Source organism: Leeuwenhoekiella sp. ZYFB001 (assembly GCF_011784865.1).
GTDB lineage: Bacteria > Bacteroidota > Bacteroidia > Flavobacteriales > Flavobacteriaceae > Leeuwenhoekiella > Leeuwenhoekiella palythoae.
Genome location: NZ_CP050460.1, coordinates 1282380 through 1295720, shown reverse-complemented (window position 1 = coordinate 1295720; position 13341 = coordinate 1282380). Strand labels below are relative to the sequence as shown.

The window sequence follows — 13341 nt, the reverse complement described above, 5'->3', positions numbered from 1 at the left end:
TTAGCAAATGCAAAGGTAAAACTGTTTTAAGTGTTATAAAATTTTCTATTCCACTAGTCTAGCTCTTGTAAGCTTCCTGAAGATATCAAAAATCTCAAAAGCGTACACTTTGTAATGAAAGGCGGAACCATCGTGCGAAACGATTAAAGCTAGCATTATGTAAAATCCTTCTGAAGCGCTAAAAAACACGGTTCAGCATAACCACTGTACAATTGAGGATCTTTTATTCCCTGGAGCAGGGTTCGCGTGCTAGCTTCGTCACTTCTAAAACAGGAAAGAATGAAGAAAATAGTAAAGCGTATACTCGTATTTTTAGGAGTTAATGTTTGTTTGTATCTGATCGCGGTAGTGGTATTGATCAACTGGCCTATTCCGCAAAAAGTACCCGCCAAGAATTACGATTATACTTCTATAGATACCGTAGCGGTAAAGACCTATTCGCATCAGGAATAATGGATTAGCATGCGTGATGGTGCTGCCTTGTTCAGCCGACGCTATGCTGCAAATTCTAAAACGGTGCTGCTTTTACTACACGGCAGTGGTTCTGAAAGCAGGTATTTGAAAAGCTTAGCCGGCAGGCTTGCACAAGAAGATCTAGCCACGGTACTTACGCCTGACCTTAGAGGCCACGGCCGTAATCTACAACAACACTCTGATATTAATCATATAGGTCAACTCGAAGAAGATCTGGAAGACCTCATCACCTATGCGCAGCAAGAACTGCAAGCTGAGAAAATTGTGCTCGCAGGGCACTCTTCCGGTGGTGGTCTGGTCTTACGGTATCTTGCAAGCGCAAAACACCCTCAAGTGGATCAAGCTATCTTACTTGCTCCCTACTTGGGGCACGATGCTCCTACGGTAAAAGCCAACAGCGGTGGCTGGGTAAGTGTAGGCGTAAAACGTTGGGTGGGTCTGGCGATGCTTAATGGCATCGGAGTTACGGCATACAACGATAAACCTGTGCTCTTTTTCAATCGGCCAAAAGCTTACGAAGATCCTTTACAAGCAGCTTCCTACTCCTACCGAATGGCGGTGAACTTTGCACCTACTCATTACAAACACGATATCATAAAACTGAAAACGCCAACTCTGCTTCTCGTAGGTAATGCTGATGAAAGCTTCTACCCGGAGCGTTTTCAGGAAGTCTTTCAACCTGCCGCTGCATTTACTGAGGTGCAATGCATCCCTAACGCCAATCATTTGAATATCATCAAAAATGAGGAAGTGCTGACGCAGATTAGGGAACTTTTGTTGGAAGAAAAGATCTAGAAAAGTCCTAAACCTCTCAACCTTTTTACACAAAGACTTTTAAGAAGCGTATTTAGTATATAAATCGAAACCATAAGTTGGTGAGCGATGGTATGGCGCTCTAATTTAGTGTTGGTGCGCGATTGCATCGCGTACCTCTTTCAAGTTTTACTAAAACTAGTAAAAATACAGTCCTACCAAATGATCTTGAAAGTTCTCGTATATTTAATCATCCAAAATAGAAATAAATTACCTCGGTTATCAAAATCTTTGGTTCCTTTAGTACATGAGTCTTGAACAGAAAAATACCGAAAAACGTAAAAATGCTGCACTAAGTAATTCCGAAGCTGCTTGGTTTTTCTTTATCCCTAGCGGATTTGCTAAATGGAATAAATTACAAAATACCAATCATAATGAGTCGGAAATGGAACGCTTCAAAGAGTACGGTTTTGATCGAAAAATCAAACAAGCAAATGAGATGAGAATTTTTGGATTCTTATTTTACTTTGCGCTTGTACTAGTGTTTGCCTGTTTCAGTATATACTACTTTGATTAGAGACTCAAGAATAGTACATAATGACGTCGCATTCCCCTTCTAAGCTTAGTTCAAGCTATTAAAATACACTCGTGCCCGCTGCATCACTTTAGGAGCGAGGATAAGCGTGGCCAACATCGTTGGGATCGCCATTAATGCAAAAAAAGTATCGATCAGGTTGATCATTAGATCTAGCGAAGTGGTGGCACCGATTAAAATACTGGCGATGTAAAAATAATTGTACCAGTGTTTGTGGCGCGTTCCGAAGATAAAGGCCAAACATTTAGAGCCGTAGTATGAATAACTAAATAACGAACTGATACTGAACACCGCAATACATACCAATAACACATAGGGTCCGTAGCCGGGAATACTGTCGCTAAAGGCTTTAGCAGTAAGGGTTACCCCATTGGCTTCACTGGTTTGCCAAACCCCGGTCACCAAAATGCACAAGGCTGTCAGGGTACACACGATCACGGTATCTATAAACGGACCCAGCATCGCCACAAGTCCTTCACGAATGGGTTCTTCCGTCTTTGCGGCGCCGTGTGCCATAGGTGCGGTACCAATACCCGCTTCATTAGAAAATGCACCGCGCCGAATACCCAAAACGATCAAAGCGCCTAACATTCCGCCAAACATAGGATCACCAGTGTAATTGTTCGCTGCAAACGCATCGGTAAAAATAAGCTGCAGGTAGCGCGGTACCTCAGCGGCATTTATAAATAGAATTGCCAGCACCGCAACAAAATACAGGACCACCATCGCAGGCACCATTTTACTCGCCGTTTTACTGATGCGATTGAGTCCGCCCAGGATCACAATCCCGGTTATGACTGCCAGTACAATACCGATGCTCAGATCAGTAGCAAAGCCTTTTTCAATTCCATTAGGCACCAGTAAAATATCATTGACGGCTTGCGTGAGTTGGTTTACGTTAAACACCGGCAAAGCGCCCACAAGTCCGGCAATACTGAAAAATACCGCAAGCGGTTTCCAGGCTTTGCCCAGACCTTCGGTAATAAAATACATGGGTCCGCCTTGCAGGGTTCCAGAGTCATCTTTCCCACGGAACAAAATAGCCAAGGTACAAGTAAAGAATTTGGTGCTCATCCCTACTAGAGCGCTGATCCACATCCAGAACACCGCACCGGGACCACCTACCGCAATAGCAACAGCAACACCGGCAATATTGCCCATCCCCACGGTAGATGACAAGGCCGTCATCAACGCCTGAAAGTGACTGATCTCCCCGGGATCGTCAGGATTATCATACTTGCCGCGCAACACCTGAATGGCGTGCCCAAAGTATTTGAAGGGAAGAAATCGCGAATACACTAACAAAAACAGTCCGCCGCCAATTAATAAAAATAAAAGCGGCAAACCCCATACAAATGAGGCAGCTTCAGCGATCCATTGATTCAATACGTCCATACACGTTTAGATTGTTTCGTTAAAAATAGGAAAGGCTCAGCAAATTACTCCGATTTGACGGTGCCAATGAGCTACCTCACGACAAAACGTTCAGGAACGCGTTAAAAACAAATACTAGTTTCGAGGCATCCCGATAGCTATCGGGATAGGTTACTCCTATTTGATTGCACCAAAAAAAACCGAAAAGAGTACTACCTCTTTTCGGTTTGTAAATATTTAGATTGCTCTCAACCTTATGCGTTCAAGTAGTTCAACACATTGGTTTCAATACGCTTGTCAATATCCGAAAGGTCTGCCTTTACAAAAGTTTCGCCGGTGATATTCTCATACAACTCGATATAACGCTCAGAAACAGTCTCAATGTACGCATCAGTCATCTCAGGTAAGGTTTGCCCTTCTAAGCCCTGAAAACCGTTGCTGATAAGCCATTGGCGTACAAACTCTTTAGACAATTGCTTTTGCGCTTCGCCTTTTTCCTGACGCTCCGCATAACCGTCTGCATAAAAGTAGCGTGACGAATCTGGGGTATGAATCTCATCAATGAGTACGATCTGCCCATCAGCAGTTTTACCAAACTCATATTTGGTGTCGACAAGGATAAGTCCGCGCTCGGCAGCGATCTCCGTCCCACGCTGAAAAAGCTTATGGGTATAATCTTCTAATACCGCATAGTCTTCCGCAGAAACAATTCCGCGTTTTAAAATATCTTCTTTAGAGATATCCTCATCGTGATCGCCCATTTCAGCTTTGGTCGCCGGAGTAATGATAGGCTGCGGAAACTTATCGTTTTCCTTCATTCCTTCCGGTAACGGCACACCACACAGCATACGCTTTCCGGCTTTATATTCTCGAGCCGCGTGCCCGCTCATATAGCCACGAATCACCATCTCTACTTTAAAGGGTTCGCACTTCTTCCCTACCGCCACATTAGGATCTGGCGTCGCTGCCAGCCAGTTAGGGACCAGGTCTTCGGTATCGCGCATCATTTTAGTCGCGATCTGATTGAGGATCTGTCCTTTGTAAGGGATTCCCTTAGGCATCACCACATCAAACGCGCTCAAGCGGTCGGTAGCGATCATTACCAAAAGGTCGTTGTCAAGGCTGTACACCTCGCGCACTTTACCCTTATAAACATCAGTTTGCCCCGGAAATGTATAATTTGTATCCGTTATGGTTTTATTTGACATTGTATGTATTCTAGGTTTAATCTCTGTTTTCTATGGCTTTGTAGGCAGCGATCACTTTCTTCACGAGACGGTGACGTATCACATCTTTATCATCCAGATAGATCATCCCTACTCCGTCAACATCTTTAAGTACCAAAAGCGCTTCTTTAAGTCCGCTAATCACGCGACGCGGAAGGTCTATCTGTCCCGGGTCACCGGTGATCAAGAATTTGGCGTGTTTCCCCATACGGGTTAAGAACATCTTCATCTGGGCGTGGGTGGTGTTTTGCGCTTCATCAAGGATCACAAAGGCATTGTCTAAAGTACGCCCACGCATAAACGCCATAGGAGCGATCTGGATCACGCCTTTCTCAATAAAGCTTTCTAACTTCTCATGCGGAATCATATCACGCAACGCATCGTACAACGGCTGCATATACGGATCTAATTTTTCTTTGAGATCTCCCGGTAAGAAGCCCAGATTCTCGCCTGCTTCTACTGCAGGACGGGTAAGAATGATGCGCTTTACTTGTTTTTCTTTTAAGGCTTTTACAGCAAGAGCTACACCGGTATAGGTTTTTCCGGTTCCCGCTGGGCCAATGGCAAATACCATATCGTTCTTGCGTGCCATATCTACCAGTTTACGCTGGTTTGCCGTTTGTGCTTTGATGAGTTTTCCGCCAACGCCGTGTACGAGAATTTCACCGCTTTGGGGAGAAGTCTCATAATCTTCACGGCTATCGCTGGTAAGCACCCGCTCGATCATATTTTCGTCAAGCTTATTGTATTTGGCAAAATGCTCCAGCAACATCGTGATGCGTTTATCAAACTCTTCCAGCAGATCTTCGTCGCCATAGGCCTTAATATGATTACCCCGGGCGACCAGTTTTAATTTAGGAAAGTACTTCTTAAGAAGTTCTATATTGGCGTTGTTTTGACCAAAGAATTCCCTTGGTGTGATCTCTGAAAGTTCGATGATAAGTTCGTTCAAAAGCGGAAGAATTTTATAAAAAAACTAGTTAATTATCTTTAGTTTTGTGCTCTAACAAATGTAACCAAATTTAGTAACTATCCTCCCTAAAAATATCAACAATACCACCTATGCCTATACTCACATTAACCACAGATTTCGGCTTAAAAGATCATTTTGCCGGCGCGGTTAAAGGGGCTATTTATAGCGAAATGGCTGATGCCAGAATTGTTGATATCTCGCACAATGTATCGCCTTTTCATATCACCGAAGCGGCGTACATCATTCAGAACGCGTATAAAAACTTTCCTCCGGGTACCATCCATATCATCGGGATCGACTCTGAGCAAAATCCCGAGAATAAGCATATTGCTGTAAAGCTTGAAGGCCAGTATTTTATTTGTGCTAACAACGGGATTATGTCTATGATCACCAAGACCATCAATCCTGAAGAAGTCGTCGAGATCAACATTCACGATCGTATTAAAACCAATTTTACCGAGCTTGATGTTTTTGTTCAGGTAGCGTGTCATATCGCCCGTGGAGGTACGTTGGGTGTGATTGGAAAACCCATCAAAGAGATCAAAGAAATCACCGGGATTATGCCGGTGATCAACAGCGATCAAAAAGGCATTATAGGGAATGTGATCTATGTTGATAACTACGGAAATGTGATCACCAATATCACCAAAAGACTTTTTGAAGATGTTGGTAAAGGCCGCAAGTTTACCATTCAGGCACGGCGTGCGATGTTTAAAAAGATCCACCAGCATTATAGCGATGCGATCAATTTTGAGATCGAAAAAAGTAAACGGGAAGAAGATGGTAAAAAGATCGCCTTGTTCAATTCGTCGGGCTATCTCGAACTCGCGATTTACAAAAGCAATCCGAGTACAGTGGGCAGTGCCTCTACCCTATTTGGACTGGATTATCGCGATGCCGTTAGTATTACTTTTGAGTAAAAGACACGCACAGCTTCAATTATAAAATTCGTAAATTTACGAGGGTTGGGATGCTAAGTATCGCAACCTTTTTAAGTATTTTATTATAAATCAAAGAATTCCATAAGAATAACGGAATTCTCACAATACAACGAATTCATGAAAAATATTGCAGTTATTGGTGCAGGAACTATGGGTAATGGCATTGCACATACGTTTGCGCAACACGGTTTTAAAGTAAGCCTTATTGATATTTCTGAAACGGCGCTGAAAAACGGAATCGCCAACGTTACCAAAAATCTGGATCGTCAGGTGGCTAAAGAAGTGCTTACCGAAGCGCAAAAAAACGAAACCCTGCTCAATATTGCTTTGCTTACCGATCTTAAAGAAGGTGTTGCCAAAGCTGATCTGGTCGTTGAAGCTGCTAGCGAGAATCTAAACATCAAACTCGATATTTTTAAAAAGCTTGAAGAGCTGTGCAAGCCCAATACCATTTTGGCAAGTAACACGAGTTCGATTTCCATCACACAGATCGCTGCTGCCACCAAACGCGCTGATAAAGTGATCGGGATGCATTTTATGAATCCGGTGCCGGTGATGAAACTCGTGGAGATCATTAGCGGGTACAATACTTCGCCGGAAACTTTAGCGACTGTGACCAAACTCGCCGAACAGTTGGGCAAAACTCCTGTTCCTGTTAATGATTATCCGGGCTTTGTGGCCAACCGTATCCTGATGCCGATGCTTAACGAAGCCATTGAAACCTTATACAATGGTGTTGCCGGCGTGCGTGAGATCGACACGGTGATGAAATTAGGAATGGCGCACCCTATGGGGCCCTTGCAGTTGGCAGATTTTATTGGTCTGGATGTGTGTTTGTCTATTCTAGAGGTAATGTATGAAGGTTTTAAAAATCCGAAGTATGCGCCTTGTCCGTTACTCGTAAATATGGTAAGAGCCGGAAAACTCGGCGTTAAATCAGGTGAAGGTTTTTATGATTACAGTGAAAGTAGAAAAGCAGAGACTGTATCTACTCAATTTCAATAATCTGTGGTAAAATCTAAATTAGCCTGGCTGGGCGTGTTTTGTTTTGTAACCATTATTTATTTAATGGCAGTCTGTATATTGGTTTTAATTGAGCAATTTCAAACATTAAGCCCCTTCAGTGATTATGGAATGTTGGGTTTGCTTTTTTTCTGTTTGCTTTTTCTTCTAACGGAATTCAGAAAACGTGCAGATGTATTTATTCTGTCTGAGAATCAAATCGAAAAGCGTTCGTTTTTCGGCATTGGTTATGCGCTACATTTCGATTTAGAAGAATTAGACGGCTTTACCGAAATGGAATACTATTCTAAAAAGTATATACATCTTATCAAAAACGGAAAACGCGTGGCTTGTTGCTGCAACTTTTATATGCGTAATTATGACGAAGTGAAGAAGGCTTTAGGGGATACTTTAATATTTTTAGGGGAAGAGCATTATTCAATAAAAGCCGAAGCTGTGTATTTACTAAAATTATAAAGAACTTTGAGCTAAAGCCTTTCAGCTAAATATTTTGTAATGCCAAAGATCATTCCTTTTAGAGCCGTACGCCCTACCCGAGACAAAGTGAGTTTAATCGCCTCGCGCTCCTATGACACGTATACTAAAGCCGAGCGTAAAGCCCGTTTAGACAACAATCCGTATTCTTTTTTGCACATTGTGAATCCCGGGTATAAATACCACAAAGAATTGAGCGGTCAAGAGCGCTTTCAACTCGTGCGCAACCGGTATCTGGAGTTTAAGGAAGAAGGTATTTTTATCAAAGAGGAACAACCGGTGTTTTATGTGTATAAGATCGTAAATCGGGATGCTGAAAGTTTTACCGGGATCATCGGCGCTGCTAGTGTTGCTGATTATAAGAACAATCAAATCAAGCGACACGAAAACACGATTAAAGCGCGTGAAGAAGTCTTTAAAGAATACCTGAAAACCACAGGATTCAATGCCGAAGCGGTGCTACTCACCCATCCTGATTATATTCCGTTGAACGCTATTTTTGAAGAAGTTATGCGTTCTCGTGCGGAGTATGAATTTACCACAACCTACCGTGATACACACTATCTGTGGCCGGTAACCGAGGAACATCTCATAGAAAAAATAAAGACCATTTATGCCGATATGCCCGAACTGTACATTGCAGACGGACATCATAGGTCGAGTTCGTCTTCACTCTTAGCAGACGACTTGAATGCTTCGGATTTAGCAGGTGATGCACACAACTATTTTATGACGTATATCATTCCCGAGTCGCACTTGCGTATCCACGCGTTTAGCAGGATGATCACCGATCTTTGTGGTATGGATAAAGATATGTTCCTGATCAAATTGGATTCAATCTTTAAAATTGAAAATCGTGGCGATGAATATATTCAGCCTTCAAAAGTGCATCACTTTAGCATGTATCTCGACGGTGACTTTTACACTTTAGAATTGCGCAAACACTATCGAAATTTTAAAGATGCTTTAGAAGGTTTAGATGCTCAGATACTTTACGATCTGGTACTTAACCCTATTTTAAAAATACAAGACCCGCGACAAGATGCACGTTTAGCTTACGGAAAGGGTAAAAATGACATGCTTGGCGCTAAAGAAAAAGTAGATCGCGGTAAATATGCTGTCGCTTTTGGCTTGTTTCCGGCTACGGTACAACAAATCAAAGACATATCTGATGAAGGACTTACTATGCCTCCTAAATCTACTTTTATTCAGCCTAAACTGCGCAGCGGAGTGACGATTTATGAGTTTCTCTAGCTAGCATAGCCCGTTACAAATATGTACCTTTACGTCATTGTGAAAGCACAGTGATTTATGGCTGATATAACGCAGAACTTAAAACAATTCAAATCTGAATTACCGAAAGAAGTCACCCTCGTAGCGGTTTCTAAAACCAAACCTAACGAGGATCTACAAGAAGCTTACGATGCCGGTCAACGTATTTTTGGTGAGAACAAAATACAGGAAATGACCGACAAGTGGGAAGCGCTTCCTAAAGATATTCAATGGCACATGATAGGTCACGTACAGACCAATAAGGTTAAGTATATGGCGCCCTACGTCAACTTGATTCACAGTGCAGACCGACTCAAACTCTTTAAAGAGATCAATAAAGAAGCGAAAAAGAATGAACGCGTCATTGATGTATTACTTCAGGTAAAAATTGCCGAAGAGGATAGTAAGTTTGGGATGCCGCCTGAAGAAGCCAAAGCGTTTTTAGAAGAAAATAAGGCTGCCCAGTATCCTAACGTCAATATTATAGGACTGATGGGAATGGCCTCATTTGTTGACGATGAAGTGCAGATTAAGCGTGAATTTGCCCAACTTGAGAAAATTTACAATACCTTTAAAGAGCAGTATGCTTTTAGCGTGCTTTCTATGGGAATGAGCGGTGATTACAAACTTGCTCTTGAACATGGCAGCACTATGATACGTGTGGGAAGCGCGATCTTTGGCGCCCGCAACTACAACTAAATACTAATTATAAAACTAGCGCTACACGGCCTATGTATGCAATTCTCGATCTAGAAACTACCGGAGGAAAATACAATGAAGAAGGAGTTACCGAGGTTGCTATCTACAAATTCGACGGTCATAAAGTAGTTGATCAATTTATCAGTCTGGTAAATCCTGAGCGGCCTATACAAGCTTTTGTTGTTGGGCTTACAGGTATTAATAATGCGATGTTGCGTAATGCCCCAAAGTTTTACGAGGTGGCCAAACGCATCATCGAGATCACTCAAGATTGTATCATTGTAGCGCATAATGCGCAGTTTGATTACCGCATTTTACAATTAGAGTTTGACCGACTGGGATATGATTATCAGCGTAAAAGTTTATGTACGGTAGAACTTGCGCAAGAATTGCTTCCGGGGCAGGAAAGTTACAGTTTAGGTAAACTCGTAAGAAACTTAGGCATCCCTATTACCGATCGGCATCGGGCTAATGGTGATGCTTTAGCTACGGTAAAGTTGTTCAAATTACTGCTAGCAAAAGACAGCAAAAAGACCATTATACAAGAAGCGATCAAACTGAATCCCAAAAAGCAAATAGATACAAAGCTTCGGGATATAATTGCAGACCTGCCCAGCAGCACCGGCGTGTATTATATGCATAACGCAAATGGCTCGGTTATTTATATCGGCAAGAGCCGCAACATCAAAAAGCGGGTGAATCAGCATTTTACAAGCGATAACCGCAAGTCTAAAAAGATTCAAGAAGAAGTTGAGGCCGTTAGCTATGAGGAGACCGGTAGCGAACTTGTAGCGCTTCTTAAGGAGAATGAGGAGATCAAGAGCATAAAACCCAAACATAACCGGGCGCTCCGGCGGACAAAATTTAAAAGTCAGTTGGTTCAATTCAGGGATGAAGCCGGGTATATCAATCTTCGGTTGGAAAAAGCAGACCCCAGAAAAGAACACATCACGACTTTTGCCACTAGTCATTCTGCTAAGCAATATTTAGAAAAAATGCTTGTGGAATATAACTTGTGCCAAAGCAAAATGGGGCTTCATACTACCGATAGCAATTGCTTTAACTATACCATTAAAGCCTGTGATGGCGCCTGCGTGGGAGAAGAATCGGCAGCAGATTATAATGCCAGAGTTACTGAGTTTATCAGCAAGCATAGTTTTGAAAATAAGAACTTTTTAATCATTGATCGCGGGCGTTCTGTTGATGAGCGAAGTGTGATTTTAATTGAAGAAGGAAAATTTAAAGGTTATGGTTTTTATAACTTGAACTTTCAGATCAATAACTTAGATATTTTAGAGCGCATCATCACACCGATGCAGGATAACCGCGATGCCAGACATTTAATTCAAAGTTATTTGCGTACGCGAAAAGTGATCAAAATTATGGAACTGACTGAACTAGAAAATTAGGATATGATTAAAAGCCTACTATTGTTTTCGGTAATTCTTCTTTTCGGAAGTTGCTCTGTTCAAGACAACGATCTGGATTATTATACAGATACGCAGCAAATAAAGCTTATTTGTCAAGTTTCAGTTTCCACTGAAAAAACCGACCCCTTATATGCGTTGCTTCTTGAGGGTAAATACTATAAAATAGATGATTTTTTTAAAGATATTCCTATTACAGCCCTAGCGAAAGTATCAATTTTAAAAGGGAAAAAAGCTACTGCAAAATATGGTGCTAGTGCTTCTTACGGCGCTATTGAACTAGAATATAAACCAGCATTCAGAAAGCAACTCTTGGCTAAAAATCTTGAAGAATTAACTGTAACCCTTTGACACAACCCCAAAAACATACCTGGAAAACACGACTACATGAAGTGATCTATGAAGCAGATACTCCTGCCGGAAAGACCTTTGATGTAGTGCTGCTCATTCTCATTTTTGTGAGTATCATTCTGGTCATGCTAGAAAGTGTTGCTCCTATGCAGGCGCAATACGGCGATTATTTCTATTTAGGCGAATGGATCATCACCATATTTTTTACGATAGAATATATTTTACGCGTGATTTCCATCAAAAAGCCTTCTTCCTACGTTTTTAGCTTTTATGGTTTGATCGATTTGATCTCTACCATCCCACTGTATCTATCATTTTTTATTGTGGGTACAAATGCCTTACTCACGATACGGGCACTGCGCTTGCTACGTGTGTTCAGAATTTTAAAAGTTACCCGATACATTGGGGAAGGCAATAAGCTTGCGCGTGCTTTGCGAGACAGCAGACCTAAAATACTGGTATTCCTTTTTGCGGTAATGATTCTTTCAATTATTGCAGGCACCTTGATGTATATTGTAGAAGGGCCAGAACACGGTTTTAAAAGTATTCCGGTAAGTATTTACTGGTGTATTGTGACCCTGACAACGGTGGGTTTTGGTGATATTGCCCCGGTGACAGCTTTAGGGCAGTTTATCGCTACCGTCATTATGGTGGTGGGTTACGGAATTATCGCTGTACCTACAGGCATCGTAAGCGCCGAGATGGCCAAAGGAGAACGCAAAGAACCTGAACCGCAAAAATTGCATATGAACACGCAGGTTTGTCATCACTGCGGCGCGAGAAAACATCAAGATTCGGCTAAATATTGTCATAACTGCGGAAACAGTTTGCATTATGAATAAACTACTTATTGCTGTGGTAGGACCTACTGCTATTGGTAAAACAGCCTTAGGAATAAAGCTTGCAAATCATTTTGATACGGAAATCATTTCGGCAGATTCCAGACAGTTTTTTAAAGAAATGAGCATAGGTACAGCTGTACCTGATGAAGACGAACTAGCGGCAGCCAAACACCATTTTATTCAGCATATTTCGGTTGAGGAAGAATATAATGTGGGGCTTTTTGAACAGGAAGCACTTGCGAAGATCGAAGCGCTTTTTACAGAACACGATGTGGTAATTATAGTAGGCGGCTCAGGACTTTATGTAGATGCTGTGATCAATGGTTTAGACAAATTTCCTGATGTTGATCCAGAAATTCGAAATACACTTACCCAACGTTTAGAATCTGAAGGTATTGAAAGCCTACAAGACCAACTTCAAATTTTAGACCCTAACCATTATCAAAGAATTGATCTACACAATAAGCAACGCCTTATTCGGGCGCTAGAAATTTGTTTGGGTACAGGAAAACCATATTCCTCATTTTTAGCAAGAAATACTGTTCAAAGACCTTTTAACACTTTAAAAATCGGTCTTAATGCAGGGCGTCAACTTATTTATGACCGCATCAACAAGCGTGTAGATGTGATGATTGAAAAAGGCTTGATTGAAGAAGCTAAAGGCTTATATGCTAAGCGCGAACTGAATGCTTTACAAACGGTGGGATACCGGGAATTGTTCAGCTATTTTGCAGAAGAATTTGACTTAGATACTGCCATTGAAGAAATTAAAAAGAATACCAGAAGATTTGCTAAACGCCAACTGACTTGGTACCGCAAAGATGAAACGATTGTCTGGTTTGACTACAACACACCTTTTGAAGAAATCGTACAAAGGATAAAAGAAAAAGTGCCTCTTTAGCAGAGGCACTTTCTTT

15 protein-coding genes are annotated in these 13341 nt (G+C 41.8%); 12 read left to right on the top strand and 3 right to left on the bottom strand.

Annotation, left to right across the window (positions count from 1 at the left end):
• The first annotated feature begins 279 nt into the window (after positions 1–279).
• The 3 genes from HCN54_RS17445 to HCN54_RS05680 all read left to right on the top strand — a co-directional run bounded on the left by HCN54_RS17445 (position 280) and on the right by HCN54_RS05680 (position 1804).
• Positions 280–453, top strand: a complete 174-nt coding sequence (locus tag HCN54_RS17445; protein ID WP_205881702.1) for a hypothetical protein — start codon at positions 280–282, stop codon at positions 451–453.
• Positions 454–462: 9 nt separating this feature from the next.
• On the top strand, positions 463–1269 hold the full coding sequence (locus tag HCN54_RS05685; protein ID WP_205881701.1) for an alpha/beta hydrolase: 807 nt from the start codon (positions 463–465) through the stop codon (positions 1267–1269).
• A gap of 265 nt (positions 1270–1534) precedes the next feature.
• Positions 1535–1804, top strand: coding sequence for a hypothetical protein (locus HCN54_RS05680; RefSeq protein WP_167596908.1), 270 nt, complete (start codon positions 1535–1537; stop codon positions 1802–1804).
• A gap of 45 nt (positions 1805–1849) precedes the next feature.
• Here HCN54_RS05680 and HCN54_RS05675 read toward each other — a convergent pair whose 3' ends face one another.
• From HCN54_RS05675 to HCN54_RS05665, 3 genes are all read right to left on the bottom strand, one after another.
• The gene (locus HCN54_RS05675) at positions 1850–3217 is read right to left on the bottom strand and encodes an alanine/glycine:cation symporter family protein (RefSeq protein WP_167596907.1); all 1368 of its coding nucleotides are present in this window, start codon (positions 3215–3217) and stop codon (positions 1850–1852) included.
• 233 nt (positions 3218–3450) lie between these two features.
• Positions 3451–4404, bottom strand: coding sequence for a phosphoribosylaminoimidazolesuccinocarboxamide synthase (locus HCN54_RS05670; RefSeq protein ID WP_167596906.1), 954 nt, complete (start codon positions 4402–4404; stop codon positions 3451–3453).
• A 16-nt stretch (positions 4405–4420) separates the two neighbouring features.
• A complete protein-coding gene (locus tag HCN54_RS05665) occupies positions 4421–5374 on the bottom strand; it encodes a PhoH family protein (RefSeq protein WP_072982347.1) in 954 nt (317 codons plus the stop codon).
• Positions 5375–5484: 110 nt separating this feature from the next.
• On the opposite strand from HCN54_RS05665, the gene HCN54_RS05660 reads away from it, so the two are divergent.
• From HCN54_RS05660 to miaA, 9 genes are all read left to right on the top strand, one after another.
• On the top strand, positions 5485–6315 hold the full coding sequence (locus HCN54_RS05660) for an S-adenosyl-l-methionine hydroxide adenosyltransferase family protein (protein ID WP_072982349.1): 831 nt from the start codon (positions 5485–5487) through the stop codon (positions 6313–6315).
• A gap of 138 nt (positions 6316–6453) precedes the next feature.
• On the top strand, positions 6454–7341 hold the full coding sequence (locus HCN54_RS05655) for a 3-hydroxyacyl-CoA dehydrogenase family protein (RefSeq protein ID WP_167596905.1): 888 nt from the start codon (positions 6454–6456) through the stop codon (positions 7339–7341).
• Between the two features lie 63 nt (positions 7342–7404).
• Positions 7405–7815, top strand: coding sequence for a hypothetical protein (locus tag HCN54_RS05650; protein WP_167596904.1), 411 nt, complete (start codon positions 7405–7407; stop codon positions 7813–7815).
• A gap of 39 nt (positions 7816–7854) precedes the next feature.
• Positions 7855–9087 carry a DUF1015 domain-containing protein gene (locus HCN54_RS05645; RefSeq protein ID WP_167596903.1) on the top strand — a complete coding sequence of 411 codons (1233 nt, stop codon included), beginning with the start codon at positions 7855–7857 and terminating at the stop codon, positions 9085–9087.
• Positions 9088–9144: 57 nt separating this feature from the next.
• Positions 9145–9804 (top strand): YggS family pyridoxal phosphate-dependent enzyme, encoded by a 660-nt coding sequence (locus tag HCN54_RS05640; RefSeq protein ID WP_167596902.1) that lies wholly within the window; start codon positions 9145–9147, stop codon positions 9802–9804.
• Between the two features lie 32 nt (positions 9805–9836).
• Positions 9837–11213, top strand: coding sequence for an exonuclease domain-containing protein (locus HCN54_RS05635; RefSeq protein ID WP_167596901.1), 1377 nt, complete (start codon positions 9837–9839; stop codon positions 11211–11213).
• 3 nt (positions 11214–11216) lie between these two features.
• Entirely contained in the window at positions 11217–11582 is a 366-nt protein-coding gene (locus HCN54_RS05630; protein WP_167596900.1) for a hypothetical protein, read from the top strand.
• A complete protein-coding gene (locus tag HCN54_RS05625) occupies positions 11579–12424 on the top strand; it encodes an ion transporter (protein WP_167596899.1) in 846 nt (281 codons plus the stop codon). The genes HCN54_RS05630 and HCN54_RS05625 overlap by 4 nt, the downstream gene beginning before the upstream one ends.
• Entirely contained in the window at positions 12417–13325 is a 909-nt protein-coding gene (gene miaA, locus HCN54_RS05620) for a tRNA (adenosine(37)-N6)-dimethylallyltransferase MiaA (protein ID WP_167596898.1), read from the top strand. Before HCN54_RS05625 ends, miaA begins: the two co-directional genes overlap by 8 nt.
• The last annotated feature ends 16 nt before the right edge of the window (positions 13326–13341 follow it).

What these genes read in the sequence shown, in the direction of transcription:
- HCN54_RS05645 (WP_167596903.1), top strand. Translation starts at nt 7,855, where the DNA reads ATGCCAAAGATCATTCCTTTTAGAGCCGTACGCCCTACCCGAGACAAA.
- HCN54_RS05630 (WP_167596900.1), top strand. Translation starts at nt 11,217, where the DNA reads ATGATTAAAAGCCTACTATTGTTTTCGGTAATTCTTCTTTTCGGAAGT.
- HCN54_RS05640 (WP_167596902.1), top strand. Translation starts at nt 9,145, where the DNA reads ATGGCTGATATAACGCAGAACTTAAAACAATTCAAATCTGAATTACCG.
- HCN54_RS05670 (WP_167596906.1), bottom strand. Translation starts at nt 4,404, where the DNA reads ATGTCAAATAAAACCATAACGGATACAAATTATACATTTCCGGGGCAA.
- miaA (WP_167596898.1), top strand. Translation starts at nt 12,417, where the DNA reads ATGAATAAACTACTTATTGCTGTGGTAGGACCTACTGCTATTGGTAAA.
- HCN54_RS05650 (WP_167596904.1), top strand. Translation starts at nt 7,405, where the DNA reads ATGGCAGTCTGTATATTGGTTTTAATTGAGCAATTTCAAACATTAAGC.
- HCN54_RS05635 (WP_167596901.1), top strand. Translation starts at nt 9,837, where the DNA reads ATGTATGCAATTCTCGATCTAGAAACTACCGGAGGAAAATACAATGAA.
- HCN54_RS05685 (WP_205881701.1), top strand. Translation starts at nt 463, where the DNA reads ATGCGTGATGGTGCTGCCTTGTTCAGCCGACGCTATGCTGCAAATTCT.
- HCN54_RS17445 (WP_205881702.1), top strand. Translation starts at nt 280, where the DNA reads ATGAAGAAAATAGTAAAGCGTATACTCGTATTTTTAGGAGTTAATGTT.
- HCN54_RS05655 (WP_167596905.1), top strand. Translation starts at nt 6,454, where the DNA reads ATGAAAAATATTGCAGTTATTGGTGCAGGAACTATGGGTAATGGCATT.
- HCN54_RS05660 (WP_072982349.1), top strand. Translation starts at nt 5,485, where the DNA reads ATGCCTATACTCACATTAACCACAGATTTCGGCTTAAAAGATCATTTT.
- HCN54_RS05680 (WP_167596908.1), top strand. Translation starts at nt 1,535, where the DNA reads ATGAGTCTTGAACAGAAAAATACCGAAAAACGTAAAAATGCTGCACTA.
- HCN54_RS05675 (WP_167596907.1), bottom strand. Translation starts at nt 3,217, where the DNA reads ATGGACGTATTGAATCAATGGATCGCTGAAGCTGCCTCATTTGTATGG.